The organism is Pseudomonas sp. B21-059 (assembly GCF_026016285.1).
In the GTDB taxonomy this organism is placed as follows: domain Bacteria; phylum Pseudomonadota; class Gammaproteobacteria; order Pseudomonadales; family Pseudomonadaceae; genus Aquipseudomonas; species Aquipseudomonas danubii.
This window is the reverse complement of the sequence record NZ_CP087201.1, coordinates 680,362-698,965: the sequence shown is the minus strand read 5'-3', so window position 1 is coordinate 698,965 and position 18,604 is coordinate 680,362. Positions and strand designations below refer to the sequence as shown.

The 18,604-nt window shown below is 64.3% G+C and carries 10 protein-coding genes; 2 read left to right on the top strand and 8 right to left on the bottom strand.

All coding sequences use genetic code 11. The features are described from left to right. The first annotated feature begins 178 nt into the window (after positions 1-178). A complete protein-coding gene (locus LOY69_RS03080) occupies positions 179-1,444 on the top strand; it encodes an Hsp70 family protein (protein ID WP_102862955.1) in 1,266 nt (421 codons plus the stop codon). Between the two features lie 66 nt (positions 1,445-1,510). On the opposite strand, the gene LOY69_RS03075 is transcribed toward LOY69_RS03080, so the two are convergent. The 6 genes from LOY69_RS03075 to LOY69_RS03050 all read right to left on the bottom strand — a co-directional run bounded on the left by LOY69_RS03075 (position 1,511) and on the right by LOY69_RS03050 (position 16,279). Beyond that, positions 1,511-2,521 (bottom strand): AI-2E family transporter, encoded by a 1,011-nt coding sequence (locus LOY69_RS03075; protein WP_102881980.1) that lies wholly within the window; start codon positions 2,519-2,521, stop codon positions 1,511-1,513. Positions 2,522-2,646: 125 nt separating this feature from the next. Next, positions 2,647-3,504 carry a hypothetical protein gene (locus LOY69_RS03070; RefSeq protein ID WP_110650912.1) on the bottom strand — a complete coding sequence of 286 codons (858 nt, stop codon included), beginning with the start codon at positions 3,502-3,504 and terminating at the stop codon, positions 2,647-2,649. After that, positions 3,501-13,136, bottom strand: a complete 9,636-nt coding sequence (locus LOY69_RS03065) for a hemagglutinin repeat-containing protein (protein ID WP_265074116.1) — start codon at positions 13,134-13,136, stop codon at positions 3,501-3,503. Before LOY69_RS03065 ends, LOY69_RS03070 begins: the two co-directional genes overlap by 4 nt. Before the next feature lie 35 nt (positions 13,137-13,171). Continuing rightward, positions 13,172-14,875 carry a ShlB/FhaC/HecB family hemolysin secretion/activation protein gene (locus LOY69_RS03060; protein ID WP_110595458.1) on the bottom strand — a complete coding sequence of 568 codons (1,704 nt, stop codon included), beginning with the start codon at positions 14,873-14,875 and terminating at the stop codon, positions 13,172-13,174. A gap of 244 nt (positions 14,876-15,119) precedes the next feature. After that, positions 15,120-15,419 (bottom strand): PsiF family protein, encoded by a 300-nt coding sequence (locus tag LOY69_RS03055; RefSeq protein ID WP_102862950.1) that lies wholly within the window; start codon positions 15,417-15,419, stop codon positions 15,120-15,122. A 71-nt stretch (positions 15,420-15,490) separates the two neighbouring features. Then, complete coding sequence (locus tag LOY69_RS03050; protein ID WP_102862949.1) at positions 15,491-16,279, bottom strand: AraC family transcriptional regulator; 789 nt, start codon at positions 16,277-16,279, stop codon at positions 15,491-15,493. A 96-nt stretch (positions 16,280-16,375) separates the two neighbouring features. Here LOY69_RS03050 and LOY69_RS03045 point away from each other — a divergent pair, with 96 nt between their 5' ends. Next, positions 16,376-17,281: a DMT family transporter gene (locus LOY69_RS03045; RefSeq protein WP_110595456.1), complete on the top strand. Its 906-nt coding sequence runs from the start codon at positions 16,376-16,378 to the stop codon at positions 17,279-17,281. Positions 17,282-17,284: 3 nt separating this feature from the next. Here LOY69_RS03045 and LOY69_RS03040 read toward each other — a convergent pair whose 3' ends face one another. Together LOY69_RS03040 and LOY69_RS03035 are read right to left on the bottom strand one after the other, a co-directional pair. Then, positions 17,285-18,175 carry an esterase/lipase family protein gene (locus LOY69_RS03040; protein WP_102881985.1) on the bottom strand — a complete coding sequence of 297 codons (891 nt, stop codon included), beginning with the start codon at positions 18,173-18,175 and terminating at the stop codon, positions 17,285-17,287. Positions 18,176-18,293: 118 nt separating this feature from the next. Next, positions 18,294-18,599, bottom strand: coding sequence for a DMT family transporter (locus LOY69_RS03035; RefSeq protein WP_265074115.1), 306 nt, complete (start codon positions 18,597-18,599; stop codon positions 18,294-18,296). Positions 18,600-18,604: the final 5 nt, after the last annotated feature.

Below are 18,604 nucleotides of genomic sequence, written 5' to 3'. Positions count from 1 at the left end.
GGCAGCCGCGGGCGGATCTTGTGATCCCTGGTGGCTGCTCGGCCCATGCCTGCAAGTTTGGGGGTCAAGGATAGTCTTTCAAGGCACGACAGGGGGTGATTTAGCAGATAGTCGGCCTTTGCAACGCGCGAGGACTGGCGTACGCTTCGCGGCCGTTTTTTTCACCGGATCCAAAGACATGAACAACGCCACCCCGGCCCGTGCCTGCGGCATTGACTTCGGTACCTCCAACTCCACCGTCGGCTGGCTGCGCCCCGGCGAGGAGACGCTGATCGCCCTGGAGGACGACAAGATCACCCTGCCTTCGGTGGTGTTCTTCAATATCGAGGAGCGCCGTCCGGTGTACGGCCGCCTGGCGTTGCACGAATACCTGGAAGGCTACGAAGGCCGGCTGATGCGCTCGCTGAAGAGCCTGCTGGGCTCCAAGCTGATCAAGCACGACACCAGCGTGCTGGGCACCGCGATGCCGTTCAAGGACCTCTTGGGGCTGTTCATCGGCCAGCTGAAAAGCCGCGCCGAAGCCACCGCCGGTCGGGAATTCGAGCAAGTGGTACTGGGCCGCCCGGTGTTCTTCGTCGATGACGATGCCGCCGCCGACCAGGAAGCCGAAGACACCCTGGTGGAAGTGGCGCGCAAGATCGGCTTCAAGGAAGTGTCCTTCCAGTACGAACCCATCGCCGCGGCCTTCGACTACGAATCCACCATCGAACGCGAAGAGCTGGTACTGATCGTCGACATCGGCGGTGGTACTTCGGACTTTTCCCTGGTGCGCCTGTCCCCCGAGCGCCGTGGCGTCGACAACCGTCACGACGACATCCTCGCCACTGGCGGCGTGCACGTCGGCGGTACCGACTTCGACAAGCAACTGAGCTTGCAGGGCGTGATGCCGCTGTTCGGCTACGGCAGCCGGATGAAGAGCGGCGCCTACATGCCCACCAGCCACCACATGAACCTGGCGACCTGGCACACCATCAACTCGGTGTACTCGCAAAAGTCCCAGCTGGCCCTGGGCAGCATGCGCTACGACATCGAGGACACCGGCGGCATCGACCGTCTGTTCAAGCTGATCGAACAGCGCGCCGGGCACTGGCTGGCCATGGAAGTGGAAGAAACCAAGATCCAGCTGACCCACGCCGAGAACCGCCTGGTGGCCCTGGACCGCATCGAGCGCGACCTCAGCGTCGACCTGAGCCGGGCCCTGTTCGAATCCTCCATCGACGGTTTGCTGGAGCGCATCCGCACCAGCGTCACCCAACTGCTGAGCGATGCCAATGTGGGTGTGGCCCAGGTCGACACGGTGTTCTTCACCGGCGGTTCCAGCGGTATTCCGGCGCTGCGCCAGAGCGTGGCGGCGATGCTGCCCAACGCCCGGCATGTGGAAGGCAATATCTTCGGCAGCATCGGCAGCGGTCTGGCCATCGAGGCCAAGAAGCGTTACGGCTGAAACCGCCTCGCCGGCCAGCCGGCTCCTACAGACCGTTGTGGGAGCCGGCTGGCCGGCGAACAAGATTCACACCAATCCCGCCAGCTTCAACTCGCTCTTCAAGTACGCGTAATAGATCGGCCCCGCCACCACCCCGGGCAGGCCGAAGGCGGCCTCGAACACCAGCATCGCCAGCAGCAGCTCCCAGGACTTGGCACTGATCTGCCCGCCAACGATCCGCGCGTTGAGGAAGTATTCCAGCTTGTGGATAAAGATCAGGTAGCCCAGCGCCGCCACCGCCACCCAGATAGACAGCGACAGGCCGACGATGGTGATCAGGGTGTTGGAGATCAGGTTGCCGATCACCGGCAGCAGGCCCAGCAGGAAGGTCAGCACGATCAGGGTCTTGGTCAGCGGCAGCTTGACCCCGAACAGCGGCAGGATCAGCGCCAGGAAGATCCCGGTGAAGAAAGTGTTGAGCAGGGAGATCTTGATCTGGGCGAAGACGATGTTGCGAAACGCCTGGACCAGCAGGTGCAGGCGGTCGAACAGCGCCGCTGCCAGGGGCTTGCGCTTGGTCAGGTCGGGGATGCGCTGCAAGGCGATGATCGCCCCCAGGACCATGCCGATCAGCAAGGTCACGAACATGTGCGCCGCGTCCTTGCCCACCAGTTGCAACTCGCTCAGGTGCTTGCTGGCCCAGGCGCCGATGGCGGTCTGGAACTCGGCCGCACTGGCCGGCAGGTAGGAATCGAGGAACGGCGGCAACTGGCCGCGGGCCTTGTCCACCACCACCATGAACTTGCCCAGCGAAGCCCCGGGGTTTTCCGCTTCATGCAACAGGAAACTGATGGCCCCGGCGAACAGCAGGGTCAGCAGACTGACCACCAGGGTGCCCAGCAGGGCCACCGCCAGCCAGCGCGCGCGCCGGCCCTCGATCAGCCGCTGCAGTTGCGGGGTGAGCATGTTGACCAGCTCGAACACCAAGAGACCGGCCAGCAGGCTGGGCAACAGACGCATGGGCAAGGCCAGCAACAGGCCTCCGAAGATGATGATCCAACTGATGAACAACAGATGACGCTGTGAAAACGCTGGCATAAAGCCTCAAGACAAACAGCGGGAAAAGACCGGCAGTCTGCCAGCCTTCACCCCGGAGGAATAGTGGCAGGCGCCCCAAGGGCATGGGCTTACATGGGTACTTGAGTCTTGTGACAGGCGAAGGTTCAGTCGCTTTTGGCCTGAGGCACCGGGGCTGAAAGGTCGGGCAGCGGCACGTTGTAACCGCAGTAGTGCAGGTGAGTCAGGGTCAGGCGCTTGTCGGGGTAGTCATCGCCCCATCTCAGGTTCTGGTCGTAGCGCGATTTGACATGGGCACAGAACCCTTGAAGATCGGCCCGGGCCTTGGCCAGCAGCGGTGCCGGCAATGGGTTGATCTTCAGGCTCTGGAAGAACGGCAGGATGAACACCTGATCCAGGTCGTAGCCCTTGCTTCCCAAGGGCAGGCGCTGGCCGGCATGCACGTAGAACGGCTGCTGCAGGCCGCTCTCCTGCTCCCAGCACCAGTACTTGACCTTGTCTTCGAGAATGCCCACTGCGGTCCCTTCCCAGCGCTCGTAGGCGCGCAGGCATTGATAGCCCTGCACAGTCACCCACTGCAGGCTGCTGGGCTTGACTCCGCTATGGGAAGGCAGCGCCTGCCTGGCCAGCAGATCATCCAGAAAGGCCTGGCGGGGATACAGCAGCCCATCCGCGCGACCATCGAGAAAGCTGTTGACCCGCATGTACAGTGCCGCAGCCGTCACCTCGGTAGTGCCGTAGGAGAAGGTTCCGGAGGTGCCGACCGACAGCGCGTCACGGCCCTTTTCATAGTCAAAGCCGCCGGTGACAGTGCCACACGGCGCATGCCGATAAGGCTCGGGCAGGTCGAAGGAGTAACGCTGCATCAGGGTGACCCGCTTCGCCCCCTCCTGGCACAGCATGCGGGAATCCAGACGAGCATTTTCATAGACCAGGGGTGGGCCGCCGCACGCCGGCAGCACCCCACAGGTCAGAACGATCAGCGCTATCTGTGCAGCCTTCATTGCGAGCCCAGTAATTTGTCGTTGCCGTGCTGATCGATCAAGGTCGGGACGATGTACTTGTTGCTGTTCTTGAAGGTCTCTTGCAACCCACTGCTGGCTCCGCCACAAATGTCCTTGGCCACACACAAGTAGTTAGAGTGAGGACTGTCCGCGGCCAACAGCTTGCCTGACGTAGCCGCGGCCCCGAAGAATCGGGCAACCGTATCGGACGAGCGCCACGCATTGCGCCCCAGCAAGTCGGACACCGTATCGGTCACCGGCAACGTATTGAAGAACATGCTCGAGGTCGGCCGGTTGACCTGGAAGAACGCCCCTTCACTGATGTCGAACCCGGCATTCTTGGCCGCCTGGAAGAAGTCCGTCGAAGCGACGGGCGCGCCCGACAGCTGGATGCTACCCGCATTGCCATTGGCATTGAAGTTGAGTCCGGCAATGGCCCGGTACGTCAGCAAGCCGCCCTGGCTGTGGCCGAATACATCCAGCTTGTTGCCCTGGTCGAGCCCGGCGCCGAGGAAATCATTGAGCTGCCGGGCGTTCCCTGAACGCACGGCACCGCCGAGCATCACATCCCACAAGGACTCCACCAGGTCACCCAGGAAGCCATGCTCAGGGTTATAGGCCTGGATGAAGCTGTCCTTGCCGGTCTGCATGCCGCCGTTGACCAGCGCCGCATCCAGCGAGTTCTGGATCCCGTTGGTGAACACCGCTGCGTTACCGTCGGGTGTCAGCAAGTTCTGCAAACTGTTGCGTGTGGCGTCCACATCCAGGACCGGCTTGCCCGATTCCGGGTCGATAAAGACTTTTCCATTGGCATCCTTTTTGTACTCCATCTGCACACGATAGAAGCTCATGTCCCCCGTGAGCAGCGCCGGGACTTGGGTAACCACGCCACCATGACTGACGACGCCCGGTATTACGCCGCCGGTGTAGAAGGCCGACTCGTCCATGGCTTTCTGCAGGAAGCCCGGTATCCAGGCCAAAGGCGCCAGCGCCGGGTTGTCGGCCAGGGCCTTGTCCGCGGCCTGGGTCAGATCGCCGTACTGGGTGAACGCTGCGGACGCATTCTTGCCATAGTCCTTGATCCCCTGGGCCCATTGATTGAGGGTCTGCAACGGATGGCTCACCGCGTCCAGGGACGACTGGGACACATACAGATCGGTACGCTTTTCCTTGTCCTTGGTGATCTCGTAGGCCCGTGACGGATCACGGTTCAGGCCCGCCGTGGAGTCGGCGCCGGTCTTGGCGTCGTTGCGCACGGTGATGGTGCCCGCGCCCACTGTGGCCCGGACCTCTTGCTCACGCTCCTTGCGGTAGTCATAGCCGCTGACACTCCAGCCCGAAGCCCCGGTCTTGCCCTTGCCTTCCTGGCTCTTGTCATTGGTGAAGGCCACCTCCTTGCCGCCGGTGGACTTGGCGCCGTCGCCGCCGCCCCAGCCAAAGGTGCCGCCCGCGTTGACGTAGTAGCTGTGCTCCTTGTCCTGACCGGAAATATCGCGGAAGCCCAGGGTGCCGGTGTCCAGCTTGAGGTTGCCGTTGTCGGCGGCGACCAGCGCGCCGTCGAGCTGGGTGTGGTTCTCGGTGCGGATGTCTACCCCGTTCTTGCCGGTGATGCTGGTCTGCTCCTGGACCCAGTTGGTCTTGCCGGTGGTCTTGCCCATGCCCAGGGAACCGCTGACGCTGCCACCGCCGCCCAGGCCGATGCTCACGGTGACGCTGGCATCCAGTTCCTTGCCGCTGACCTTGCCGGTGTCCGGCACCGAGGACACGGTCAGGTCACCGCCCACCCGGCCGATGACTTCTCCACCGCGCAGGGTGGCGCCGGCAATGGTGGTGTCCTTGCCGCTGCTGAAACGCAGCTGGTCGCCGGCCACCAGGTTGGCGTTCTGTTGCCGCTGGTTGTCCCGGTCCAGCTGGCCCTTGCCCATGTCGACGCTGGCATAGACCGAGATGAAGTCCTTGCCACCCACCGCCAGGCCCACTTCGCCACCGCCGCTGTGACGGCTGGACTCGCTGCTGGAATCGTTCTGCGCAGCGCGGATGGTCAGGTCGTTACCGGCCCCCAGGTCGATATCGCGCCCGGCCTGGACCTGGGTTCCGATCAGGGTCAGGTTGTTGCGCGCCTCAAGGCTGACGTCGCGCCCGGCGAGGAACACCGACGGAGTATTGGTGCCCTGGCTCATCTGCTCGCTGGCCACACCGTTGCTGCCACCGATACCGGCACGGGCGCTGCCGCCGCCGCTCTGGCCGTTGATGCCGCCCTGACTGCGGGCGCTCTTGCTCTCTTCGGAAATCGAGCCGCGGGCCACATCCACATTGATGTCGCGCCCCACCAGGGTAATGTCGCGCCCGGCGTCGAACTGACCGCCACGAATGTTGATGTCATTGCCGGCCACGGCGCTGATATCCCGTCCGGCACCGAGGCTGGCTGGGCTGTTGCTGTGCACTTCCTGGCGCGAACTGCTGGACTGGCTGGCCGTGCCGAAGTGGGTCGCGGTGGTCGGGCCCGAGGTGAACTGGTTGATCGCATCCACGGTGCTCAGCACGCTGGAGGCCTTGCTGGTGTTGTCCTCGCCTTTGCCGGTGCCCTTGATCGCATCCATGGTGTTGCCGTAGTTGTGGCTGACGTTGACCGTCAGGCCATTGCGGTCACGGCTCTTGCTGCGTTCCTCGATCGAGGTTTGCTTGCCGGCATCGATGCTGATATCGCGCCCGGCCTGCAGGTTGATATCGCGCCCGGCATCCACCCGCGAGCCTTCCAGGGTCAGGTCACGCCCGGCCTTGATGGTTGCATCCTGCCCGGCCAGCAACTGGCTCGGGGCCACTGTCTGCTCGGCATTGCGCGACTTCTGCTTGAGGGCTTCGCTGCCCAGGAACGCGGTGACGCCGTTACGATCGCTCTCCAGGGACAGCCCCACATGCTTCTCGGATTTCCAGTTGCTCTGGTCCGAACTGTTGCTGCCGGCCAGCACGTTGACGTCGCGGCCCGCCCCCACGTTGAGATTGCGCTCGGCCGCCGCCGTGCTGCCGATCATGTTGACGTCGCGGGCCGCCTGCAGGATGGTGTCACGCCCGCCGCTGACCACGCTGCCAACGCTCTGGGACTGGGTGTTTTCCTGCCCCGACTTCTTCGCCGAGGCAATCGAAGTGAAGCTGCCGGAACTGGAAAGCCCCACCTTGCTCTTGTACTTCTCGCTCTGGCTGCTGGAGGTGTTAGCCGCGTCCATCAGGTTGATGTCGCCGTTCTTGTCGATCAGCCCGGCGCGCACTTCGGCATCGCGCTTGGCCTCGATGGAGCTGGCCGAAAGGTTGACGTTGGTCCCTGCGATCACCACCGCGTCATTGCCGGCACTCAGCTCGCTGCCCACCTGGGTGGTGCTGCTGGAGGTGCGGCTGTTGCCGCTTTTGTTCAGGCCGAAGCTGCCTTTCTTCTTCTGGCTGTAGGCGCTGTCCTGCTGCTCCTGGGCCGACACCACACTGACATCCCGGGTGGCGCCCACCAGCAGGTCGTTGCCGGCCTTGAGCTGGCTGCCGACCACGGTGACGTCGCGCCCGCCGTTGAGGCTGATGCGGCCGTCCTGGTCCTGGCTGACGTTGACCATCAGGTCGTGCCCGGCGCTGATCTCGGAGGCCACGTTGGTGGTCGAGGAGTCGGCGCTCTGGGTGGTCTTGCTCTTGCCCCAGGAACCTTTTTTCTTCTGGTAGGAAGTCGAGGACTGCTCGTCCTGGGCCGAGGCGATGACGATGTCGCGCTTGGCGTTGAGGGACAGGTCGTGGCCGGCATCAACCTTGCTCGCCACCACCGCCAGGTCGCGCCCGGCATTGAGTTGCAGGTTGCCGCCGGTGGTCACGCTGGAGCCCAGGGTCTGCACCGTGTCGTGGGTCACCAGGCCGCGACGGATCGCGCTCTGGGTGAAGGTATGGTCCTGCACCGCCAGTAAATCGATGTCACGACCAGCGCTGAGCTTGGCATCCCCGGCGCTGGCGAGCTGACCGAGGTTGCTCAGGTCGCGGCCGGCGCTGAGGTCGAGCTGCTGGCGCGCGGTGATCTGGCTGCCCTGGTCAAGGATGGTGCGACTGCCCGAGCCGTAGCCGACGGCCACCGCGGTGCGGTCGTTGATGATGTCGCCCTTGATTGAAGTGACGCTGACCTGATTGCCGCGAATTTCCCCAGCCAGGGCGTTACGCACGCTGTCCTGGGCCATCAGGCTGACCCGCTCGTTGGCTTCGATCAGCCCCCCCTGGTACAGGCTGCCGCCGGCATTCACGCTCAGGTCGTTGCTGGCCCGCAGGGTGCCGACGTTGCTCAGGTCGCCACCGGCGATCAGGGTCATGTCGCGCCCCTGCACCAGGCTGCCGCCGCGCAGGTTGCGGATTTCCGCCTGGGCCAGGTACAGCACCGGCACCAGCACCTTCTCGCCCTGCACTTCGCGGGTTTCCATCCACACGATGTCGTGGGTCAGCGAGGCCACCTGGGCCGGGGTCAGGGACACGCCGACGCTGAGCTGCAACTGGTCCTTGGAAGCGATGGCGTTGTCCATCAGATAGCGATACTGGTCGTAATCACTGGTCAGCCCCGCCGCGAGGAAACGCTGCCCGGTCTGGGCCAGCACCGCATCGCGGATCAAGCGGGTTTCATACAGGCCGTCGCCCAGGCGGCGCCAGGTCTGGTCGGTGTTGTAGTTGAGGTGGCCGAGCATGTAGTCCGAACTCATGAAGCGCGACAGGTCGGTGAAGGTCGGGTTGGTCTCGATCAGGTAGCGGCCCTGGGGATTCTGGCTCTTGACGAACAGGCCGTACTCGCCCTGGGGTACGCGGAAACTCGACAGAGAAGTCGGGTCCACGGCAGCGAACGGTACGCCGGAGAAGTCCACCGGCACGAAGCTGACTTGGGTAGTGCCGTCGGCGGCGACCTTTTCGATGCGCTGCACATCCTTGGCCACCTGATTGGCAGCGGCGGAGCTTTGCGCGTTGACTGTAATGACCTGGCCGCCCACCTGGGCCAGGTTGTTCTGGAGCGTCTGCCCGGTGAGCTGGGCGCGGCTCTGTTCGGTCTGCACGCCGTTCTCGATAGTGCCGCTGACCTGCAGGTGCAGGCGCTGGCCGGCCTGCAAGGTGGAAGCGTAGGCAGTCTGGGTGCCCGGAGTGATCACCGTGTGGCTGGCGGGTTCGTAGATCGGGTACTGGGTCACCTCTGTCGGCAACGGGTCCTGCTGGCCCGGCGCGCGATTGGCATTGGCAGCGTTCCAGGCGAGGGTCGCCCGCTCCGCGGCGCGGAACGCGCCCTGGGAAACCCCATGCAGGAAATAGCTGATGCTGTCGACCCGCTTGTCCAGGGTCAGGCCGCGGTTGTAGAGATTGTTGGCCGTAATGGAAACATCGCGGTTGGCGGCGATCAGGCTCTGGTCGTTCTCCACCGTGTCGGCATTGATGGTCAGGTCACGGTTGGACACCAGGCGGGCACCGGCGGAGTGCTCGCCCATGGTGCCTTCATAGGTGGTGTTAACGATGTAAGTGGCGGTGTGGTGATCGCCGGAACAGTCGGTGCAATTGATCACGATGTTGCGCTGGGTGATGGTTTCGCCGACCTGGTACTTGTCCATGGCGTTTTGCAGCAACGCCACGTTGAGGTTCATGTCGCCCTCGCTTTCGATGGTCCCGGAGCGGTTGCTCAGCAGGGCCGCGCGGCCACCGTCGAGGGCGGCAAAACTGAGGTTGCCGGCGCTGTAGAGATCGCCATAGCTGTTGCTCAGAGTATTGCCCCGCAGGAGCATGTCGCCGCCGCTGTAGATCAGGGTGTCGGCCGAGGTGGTGATGCCGTTGCCGGAGCGCAGTTGCATCTGCCCCAGGGCCCCGAGGGTGCCGCGGTTGTTGATCTGCGCCGCGGACACATAGAGATTCTGGCTGGCGATCAGGCGCCCCAGGTTGTCCAGGGTGCCGCGCAGGTTCAGTTCGCTGTCGCCGCCACTGGCGATACGACCGCCGTACTGGTTGAGGTCGCCGGCCCCCACCGTGAGCTTGCCCCGGGACGACAGCAGGCCGCTGTTGTTCAGGTTGCCCCCCAGGTCCAGGGTCAGGTAACCGTCACTGGCCAGCTCCCCGGCGTTGTTCAGGGTCGCCGCGCCCACTCGCAGGCCGCTGGCGCTGGCGATGCGGTCGCCGGCATTCAGGTTGAGGTCGCCCCCGGTGCTCAGGTCCAGCGTACCGTTGAGTTGCATCAGGCCGCTGCGATCCACCGCAGCCACATCCCAGTCGCCACGGCCCAGGCCGGTGATCCGTCCCTGGAAGCCGGACAGCGCCCCCAGGTCCAGTTTGAACAAGCCGCTGCCGGCGTGCTCGATGCTGCCGCCGATGTTGTTCAGCTGTCCGGCATTCAGGGCAAAGGCGCTGGAGCCCAGGGCCAGGGTGCCGCCCTGGTTGTTCAGCACGCCGCCCAGGGTAATCCGGCTTTGCTCGCCAGCCAGTGCCCGTACCCGGCCCCCGGCGCTGTTGTCCAGGTTGCCGCCCACCAGCAGCAGTGAGTTGCCCGACTCCAGCAGCCCGCCCTGGTTGTAGAGGTTGGCCGCCACGTTCAAGTCCAACTGCCGGGCGCTGACTTCGCCGCCAAAGCGGTTGTCCAGGGTCTGCCCGGTGCTGCTGAGCAGGCCATTGGCGTAGAGCTTGCCCGCCTGGTTGGTGAGGCGATCGACCACCAGCTTGAGCGCTCCGGCCTGGCTGCTGATCAGTCCGGCCTTGCCGTTCAGGGCACTGTTATCCACAGCCCCGGCAGTGACTCCCAGGGTCGCGCCCTGCAGGGTGCCTCCACGGTTGTCCAGAGTGCCTTGGCCCAGCGCCACTTCGCCGTGGCCGTCCTTGGCCAGGATCATCCCTTGGGCGTTGTTCAGGCCGCCGGCCACCAGGTTCAAACCGTCGCTGCCGGCCAGCAGTTGTCCCTGGCGGTTATCCAGGGCTGTACCCGCAACCTCCAGGCGCTTGCCCTTGAGGGTGCCGCCCTGGTTGTCCAATTGCCCGCCCTGGGTCACCCGCAGCGCCTGTTCACCGGCGTCGATGACCCCGGCGTTGTTGTTCAGTGCGCCGTGGTTGAGTTTCAGATCCAGCGCCCCCTGGCTGGCCACCACCGCGCCCTTGGCGCTGTTGTCGAGGCCGGAGGTATCGAGCCCGACGCTGCGGCCCAGCAGCACACCGCCACTGTTGTTCAGTTGACCGCCGTTGATCTGCAGGTGCCCATCGCTTTGCAGGCGCCCCTGGCTGTTGAGCAGTTGCCCCGGTGCCGCGCCGTCAGCCGTCAAGGTCAACTGCAGGCCATCGCTGCCGGCCGCCAGCAGGCCCGACGCCTGGTTGTCCAGACGCTGGGTGCTGACGGTCAACTGATCACCGGCCAATTGCCCACCACGGTTATCCAGCAGGCCGGTGTTGGTCAGCAGCAAGTGATTGCCCACCACCACACCGCTCTGGTTGTTCAGGCTGCCCGAGACGATCTGCACGTCACCGGTCTTGGCCTGCAGGTGGCCCAGGGCATTGTTCAGGTGCTGCTTGACCGTCAGCGTGAGCTTGCCGGTCTCGGCGCTCAACACCCCGGCCTGGTTCTGGCTGAGGCTGTCGAGGTTGGCGCTCAGCACGTTGCCGATGACCTGGCCCTGGTTGTTCGCCAGGTCCCGGGCGTCCAGCAGCAGGTTGTCCTTGCCCTGCAGCAGGCCGCCCTGGTTGTCGATGTCCGCGGTGTGCAGCTCCAGCGCGTCGGCGGTGAGGGTGCCGCCCTGGTTGCCGAGCTTGCCGCTGCTGTTGAGGGTCAGTTGCGGGGCGATCAGGGTACCGCCGCGGTTGTCCACACTGCCGGCCTTGAGGTTCAGCAGCGAAGTGGCCTGCAACTTGCCATCGGCATTGGCCAGGTCCTGATCGAGGCTCACTTGCAGTGCGCCCTTCTCGGCGCTGATCAGGCCCTTCTGGCTGTTGTCCAGGCGCTTGCCGGTCACCTCGATCTGGTCCGCCAGCAGCTTGCCGCCCTGATTGAGCAACTCCCCACCCTGGGTTTCCAGCAGGGTCTGAGCCTGGAGCCGGCCGCCATTGTTGTTCAACTGCTCGCTGATCTTGAAGGTGGCGCTGCCCTGGCTGGCCCCGATCAGGCCCTGCTGGTTGTCCAGCCGCTGGGCGCTGATCGCAACCTGGTCGGCGACCATCGAACCCTTCTGGTTACTGACCTCACGGGCGTTGAGGGTCAGGTCGGCACCCGCCACTTCCAGGCGTCCGCCGTTGTTGTTCAGGCTGTCGAGGGTCAGGGTTGCCGCCTGCCGGTCGCCAAAGCGGATCAGGCCTTCCAGGTTGGCAATGGCCGGGGTGGTAAGCACCAGCTCATTGTGCGCCAGCACTCGGGCCTGCCCGCCCTGGTTGACCAGGCGTGCGGCCTTGACCTCGACCCTGGGCCCCTGGATCACGCCGTTCTGGTTGCTCAGGGTCTGCCGCGCGGTCAGTTGCAGAGAGCGGCTGGCCAGCACATCGCCGCGGTTTTCCAGGTTGTCGGCGTTCAGCTTGACCACGCCTTGATCGTTGCGGCTGTTGTCGCTGTTGACCCCGGCCTCGATGATGCCGTGGTTGACCAGTTGCCCGGCGTCCACCACCCGCACCTGATCCCGGGCCGCCAGACTGGTGCCCACCTCGATCTGCTCCTTGGCCTGCAGGGTCGCTTCGGTCCCGGCATAGGCCTTGCCCTTGAGGTCGATGCTCTGGGCCTTGATCGCGATCGCCTGGTTGGCGCCCATGCCGGCCACCGTGACCTTGCCGTTGGCATCGATCTGGATGTCACCGGTGCTGGCCGCCATCTCCCCCGACATGTTCACACCCACGCCCTTCTCCGTGCCCACCAGACGGATGGCCCCGGCGTACATGCCTCCCAGGGCCGCACTGTCGATGGCCAGTTCCGGCTTGGCACTGGCATCGGCGTCCCGGGCGGTGACGCTCAGGTCATCGGCCTTGACGTCGTTGCGCCCGGTGATGACGTTGAGGTTCTTGGCATACAGGTTGGCGTTGAGCTTGGTGCTGCGGGTGATCAAGTCGAACTGATCGATATTGCTGGCGTTGAGGCCGGCACCTTCAATGCTGATATCGCCGCCATCGACCTGGAAGCGATCGAGCTTCTGACCCTCGATAATCGGCTTGCCGGTGGTCAGGGTGGCGCGCGGGGTGTTGATGAAGCCGCAACCGTTGCAGGTAATGCCATGGGGGTTGGCGACGATCACTCGGGCAGCCTGACCGGCCACCTCGGTGTACCCCGCCAGCTTGCTGCGGTTGCTGCCGGTGACTTCGTTGAGGATGACCTGCGCCGCCTGCCCCTTGAGGTTGGGGTTGCCGATGATGTAGCCGCCCAGCTGGGTGCTCTGGGTCGAGCCGGTGGCGTTGTTGAGGATCAGGCCGTTACTGCCGACGTTGTATTCGCTGAACTTGTTGTGGGACAAGCCGCTGCCATTGGCCGCATTGATGTTGACGATGGGGACGCCGTTGCCCGCCGCGCCGATGGTGGCATTGCCCCCGGCGGCCGGGTCCAGGGCCAGGCCGGCGGCGACGCTGACGATCGGATTGAGAAACAGGATCCCCGACAACGACAGGGCAATGCATTGGGCAAAGGGCTTGCGTACGTCCATATACGAATCATCCATCCACTAGCGTTTGGGTCGGGTCAGAAGAACAGGTCTACTCGCACGTACACCGGATGCTCTCGTCTCTCGATAATGTCGGGTCGCTCCAGGGAGCGGGCGAAGCTGACTGACGCGGCCAGGTACTGGCCACGGGCGTTGAGTTCGATGGCGTTGCCACTCATGCGGCCCTTGGCGTCATGGTTGTAGCGATCGCCCTTGATCACCCCGACGTCATAAGCAAAGGCCAGGCCGTATTCCTGGACAAAGGGTTGCAGCGCTTGCCAGGTCACGGCACGGCGCCAGCGCAGCTGGTTGCGCCAGTAGCCGCCGCTGTTGCCGGAGAGGGTCTGGTCCTGGAAGCCGCGCACCGAATTGAGTCCGCCGAGGCTGATGCGCTGAGGGCTGAAGAGCACGTCCTCGCTACGCTGGCCGGTGGCCAGGCTGTCGAAACTGAAGTTCTCGTTCCACAGGCGAAAGGGCTGCAGGTAGCTCAGGGTCAGGCTGTACTTGTTGTAGCGCGAGACCGGCTCGCTGCCGTGAGGGTTGCCGCTGCCCTGGGCGTCCAGCGCGCCGATGCCCTGCTGCCAGCCGATGTCGGCGTTGACCAGGGCAGTGCCGATGCGCCGCCCGTGGTTGAAGCCCAACTGGCTTTCGGTGATGCGGTTGCTGGAGACGTCGATCAGGTTGTCGTCGATGTAGTTGCGCGTGCGCAGCTGGCTCAGCCCCAGGCTCATCCCGGTCTTGCTCAGGTTGTCGCGGTGCAACACACGCTCGGCGCGCAACTGCTGGTTCTTGCTTTCGCCGTCCATGGTGAAGTCGAAGCCGGTGCTGTCATTGCGAGTGCGGTAGTAGCTCTGGCTGTAGGCGTAGCTGAAAGTCCACCAGCCCCAGGGCAGGCTGTAGAACAGGCTCTGATTGTCGGAATGGCGCCAGCGATCGCTGACCGCGTCCTGGTTGGCCCGCAGGCTCAATTGATCCGCCAGCCCCAGGGGGCTGTCCCAGTCCAGGCCGAGGCCCATTTGCTGCTCGCCGGTGCTTTTGTCGCCGCTGTTGTTGCGGGTGGCCGAGACGCGCCAGGGTTTCAGGCGCTGGCCCTTGAGCCCGACATGGCTGTCCCCCAGTGTCTCCCCCGGTGACAGTTCCAGCTCGACCTGGCGCGAAGGCAGGCGGCTGAGCTGGTCCACCAACTGCTCCAGTTCCCGCAGGTTCAGCACCTGGCCGGTGGTGCCGGGAAAGGCCATGGCCAGCTCCCGGGAACTGGCCAGGGCCGAGCTGTCCAGGCTTTCCAGGCGACCTTCGACGATGACGATGATCAATTGCCCCGACGCCAGCTCCTGGGCAGGCAGGTAGGCGCGGGTGGTGACATAGCCCTGTTGCAGGTAGTGGTGGGTAATGGCCTTGAGCAGGGTGTTGATCTGCGCCACCGACAGGCACTGGTCGCGATAGGGCGCAACCAGGCGCTCCTGATCCGCCGCCGAGAGGTGTTCGGCGCCTTTGAGGACCACGGTCTTGATGGTGAAACAGCGCTGCTCGCCAGGTTGCGGAGCAGGCTCGGGGGGCAGGGTCTTGCCGGGCAGTTGCTGCAGTTCGTCGAGGCGCTTTTGCTGTTCTTGCAGCAACTGCTGCTGGCGATCACGGATCAGATCGCGGTCACCCGGCGTCTGCAGCGGGGCGGCGGTGAGGGCAAACGAGCCAAACAAAGCACAAAACGCTACGACAGGCCTGAAACAGCCAAAACGCGACATGCCTTCCATTCCCTTGAGTCGCAGACGCCGGTACTAGAGCGGCCGCGCGGTGCATCCCGGCACCTGTTTTCGAAGGGGATAAAGTCTAAATGTAAAATTTATTACATTAAAAAAAAGCGACGAGCGGTATCTTTCTGATTTATCTCATTGAAATAAAAGATTTTTTGTGATCTTGAAATCGTAAACCTCGATGCGAACCAAGGCCCTGTGCCAGCCCGGTGACCTTGGTCCCATCGATTCAGGCTCACTTTTTCTTCAGGCAATCACTCATGAACGCCTTGCGCGCATCGCCCTTGAGGGCCTGGGCAGTGGCGGTGGCGTTGCACGATTTCATTCTTTCCTGGGGCGTGGAAGGTGTCGCTGCAGCCGCCGGAGCCGCCTTGAGGCAGGTGCTCATGAAGGCCTTGCGCTCGTCGCCCTTGAGGGCCTTGGCGGTGGCCTCGGCATTACAGGTGGTCATCTTGTTTTGCTGGGCAGTGGCGGCAAAACCTTGGGAGCAAAGCAGCAGGCCCACCATCAACAAAGGGATACGCAACATCTTCATGGAGTTTTCTCCTGGTCACCGCACCGATGGGCACGGCCTCCTGCGCAGTGTAGACAAAGCCTGTTACACCTTCACCTGTTCTGCAGGCTGGCCCGGCGGTACTGCTCGGGGGTGCAGCCGGCCTGGCGCTGGAACATCGCGATAAACGCCGAGGCGCTGCTGTAGCCCATGTCGAAGGCGATTTCCTGGACGCTGCGGGTGCTTTCCAGGGCCTCGATGGCCGCGAGGAAGCGCTGGCGTTGGCGCCATTCGCCGAAACTCATGCCCAGCTCGCGAACGAACTGGCGGGCCAGGGTCCGTTCACTGACATGGGCCTGCTGCGCCCAGTGGGCCAGGGGCTGGTGGTTGCCCGGTTCGGCCTGCAGGGCCTGGAGTACCCGCAGCAGCTCGGGGTTGCGGGCATAGGGCAGGTAACAGTCTTGCACCGGGGCCTGGCGCAACTGGTCCAGCGCCACCTGGGCCAGACGCTGGTCGGCCTCGCCTTCGGGGATCTGCACGTCCCGGGCGGCGAAGTCCTTGAGGATCGCCTTGAGTATCTCGCTGATGGCCAGGGTGCTGCCCTGCTTCGGCAAGTCCGTGCACAGTTCCGGCGCCAGCAGCACCGCTCGGTAGTTGATCGGTTGCGGAGTGTAGAAACTGTGGGGCGTCTGCGGCGGCACCCAGACCGCGTACTGTGGCGGCGACATGAAGCGCCGGCCGGCGATGTCCATGCGCATCACACCATGGGCCGAATACTCCAGGCAGCCCCAGGGATGCCGGTGCTCCAGGGCGTGGCTGTCGGCGGCGAAGTCGGCATAGCGGAAGTACACCGGCGCGGGCAGGCCGTGGAAATCCAGGAGATCGATGTGTTTTTTGCTCATGCTGTCCGGATGTCGGGGCAGGTTGTCCGGTTCGAAGTATAGGCATTGATCCGGACAGGAGGATAATCAGCCCTCATCAACTGTCTGGCTGTTTCCATGCAATACGCTTATCCACTGCTGGCCATCTTTATCTGGGCCGGCAATACCGTGATCAACAAACTCGCAGTGGGTGCGATCTTCCCGGCAGAGATCGGCTTTTACCGCTGGCTGCTGGCGGGCCTGCTATTCACTCCGTTCATGCTCAAGCCGGTGCTGCGGCACTGGCCGGTGATCCGCCCCAACCTGGGCCGGATCTTCATCCTCGGGGTGTTGGGCATGGCGGTGTATCAAAGCCTGGCCTACTTCGCTGCGACCCTGACCTCGGCCACCAACATGGGCATCATTCTTTCCCTGATGCCGCTGATGTCCCTGGCCATGGCCATTGCCGCCCTGGGCCAGCGCCTGACCGCCGGGGCCCTGGTAGGCGCCGTGCTGTCCTTTGCCGGGGTGCTGGTGGTGGTGTCTTCCGGCAGCCTCGCTGCGCTGCTGCAACACGGGGTCAACCTGGGTGACGCGATGATGCTGATCGCCACCCTGGCCTATGCGATCTACAGCACCTTGCTGAAGAAGTGGCAACTGCGCCTGCCGCCGCTGGTGCTGCTGTACCTGCAGGTGCTGGTGGCGGTGCTGGTGCTGCTGCCGTTGTTCCTGGCCTCACCCAAGGTCGGCCCGACCCTGCAGAACATTCCGCTGGTGCTCTATGCCTGCCTGCTGGCGTCGATGCTCGCGCCCCTGGCCTGGATGCAGGCAGTGGTGCGCCTGGGGCCAAGCCGGACCACGCTGTTTTTCAATCTGCTGCCGTTGATCACGGCGCTGATTGCCGCGGTGGTGCTGCATGAGCAACTGGCCTGGTTCCATCTGGTGGGGGGCTTGTTGACCTTGGGCGGGGTGGTTCTTTCCGAACGCTGGACCAGGGTGCTGGGGCCGGTCGCCGGCAAGCCGGCGGCTACAGGGCAACAGTGAGGGTCAGAGGTTGGCGGCCTTGAGGCGCCGGGCATGTTCGACGAACAGGCGGATCGGTTCGGCGCCCTTGCCCACCAGCCCCAGGGATTGGTTGACGATATCGAAGTGGTCCAGGGGGTAGTCGTCGCCGATGACCTGCCCCAGGTGCGAGCTGTAGCGCCCGACCATGCCGTCGCACTGGCCGGCCTCGCGGACGAAGGTGCGGGCGAACAGGCGGCAACTGCGGTTGGTGCCGTCGAACAGGTTGCGTCCGCGATTGGTCTTGCCCGGCTGCAAGGTGCCGGACCAGGAGTAGTAGCGCACGCCGCCGACCTCTTCCGCGCCCTGGCCGCCCCAGGTGGACGGCAACCCTTGAGGGTATTGGCGGTTGAACAGGGCCACGCCCTCGGTGGTCAGCGACTGATGCGAAGCGTGGATATCCACCGGCAGTTTCGGCCCGCGATAGCCGGTTTCCAGCAGCGTCATCAAGGCCGCGACGCCCCGCAACAGCCAGCTCAGGACACGCCCCTTGAGGCTGTGGGCCGGGGAATGCCGTGCCAGGTAATCCGCCAGTTCGGAACCGTGGTTGGGACCTGCTACCGAAGTCACCGAGGCGACCCAGTCAGGGCGTTTGGCCGCCGCGTAACGGGCGGTAAGCGCGCCCTGGCTGTGGCCGATCAGGTTGACTCGGGGCGCACCAGTCTCGGCCATGATCCGCTGGACCTGGGCCAACAGTTGTTCGCCGCGCACCTCGCTGGAGTTGAGCGGCGACACCTGTATCGCAAACACCTGGGCGCCACCTTGGCGCAAGGCCGGAATGATGCCGTACCAGTAGGGATACAGCAGCAGGCGGACAAAACCGAGCATGCCGGGCACCAGTACCAGGGGGTAACGCGTGGCAAGCTCTTGGGACATGCGGGGACATCCTTGTGCGAAGGCGGCGGGGCTGGCTGAAAGCTAGACCATAACCAAGGCCGTCGTCAGCCCCTATGACGCTTTGGCGACAAACCGATGACAAGCCGGCCCCGAGTTGCTACTTCAGCCCCACCACCCCGGCCACGATCAGCCCCACCGACACCAGCTTGACCGGCGTCAGGCTTTCCCCCAGCAGCATGAAGCCCAGCAGCACCGTGCCCAGGGAACCGATGGCGGTCCAGATCGGGTAGGCCACGCTCACCGGCAACTCGCGCATGGCCAGGCTCAGGAAGTAGATCCCGCCCAGCGCCGCGACCACCGTCAGCAGCGACGGCCAGGGCCGGGTAAAGCCCTGGGCATACTTCATGCCCAGGGCGAACGTGACCTCGAAGGCCGCTGCCAGCAGCAGGAACATCCAGGCCATGGCGC

What these genes read in the sequence shown, in the direction of transcription:
- LOY69_RS03080 (WP_102862955.1), top strand. Translation starts at nt 179, where the DNA reads ATGAACAACGCCACCCCGGCCCGTGCCTGCGGCATTGACTTCGGTACC.
- LOY69_RS03075 (WP_102881980.1), bottom strand. Translation starts at nt 2,521, where the DNA reads ATGCCAGCGTTTTCACAGCGTCATCTGTTGTTCATCAGTTGGATCATC.
- LOY69_RS03070 (WP_110650912.1), bottom strand. Translation starts at nt 3,504, where the DNA reads ATGAAGGCTGCACAGATAGCGCTGATCGTTCTGACCTGTGGGGTGCTG.
- LOY69_RS03065 (WP_265074116.1), bottom strand. Translation starts at nt 13,136, where the DNA reads ATGGACGTACGCAAGCCCTTTGCCCAATGCATTGCCCTGTCGTTGTCG.
- LOY69_RS03060 (WP_110595458.1), bottom strand. Translation starts at nt 14,875, where the DNA reads ATGTCGCGTTTTGGCTGTTTCAGGCCTGTCGTAGCGTTTTGTGCTTTG.
- LOY69_RS03055 (WP_102862950.1), bottom strand. Translation starts at nt 15,419, where the DNA reads ATGAAGATGTTGCGTATCCCTTTGTTGATGGTGGGCCTGCTGCTTTGC.
- LOY69_RS03050 (WP_102862949.1), bottom strand. Translation starts at nt 16,279, where the DNA reads ATGAGCAAAAAACACATCGATCTCCTGGATTTCCACGGCCTGCCCGCG.
- LOY69_RS03045 (WP_110595456.1), top strand. Translation starts at nt 16,376, where the DNA reads ATGCAATACGCTTATCCACTGCTGGCCATCTTTATCTGGGCCGGCAAT.
- LOY69_RS03040 (WP_102881985.1), bottom strand. Translation starts at nt 18,175, where the DNA reads ATGTCCCAAGAGCTTGCCACGCGTTACCCCCTGGTACTGGTGCCCGGC.
- LOY69_RS03035 (WP_265074115.1), bottom strand. Translation starts at nt 18,599, where the DNA reads ATGGCCTGGATGTTCCTGCTGCTGGCAGCGGCCTTCGAGGTCACGTTC.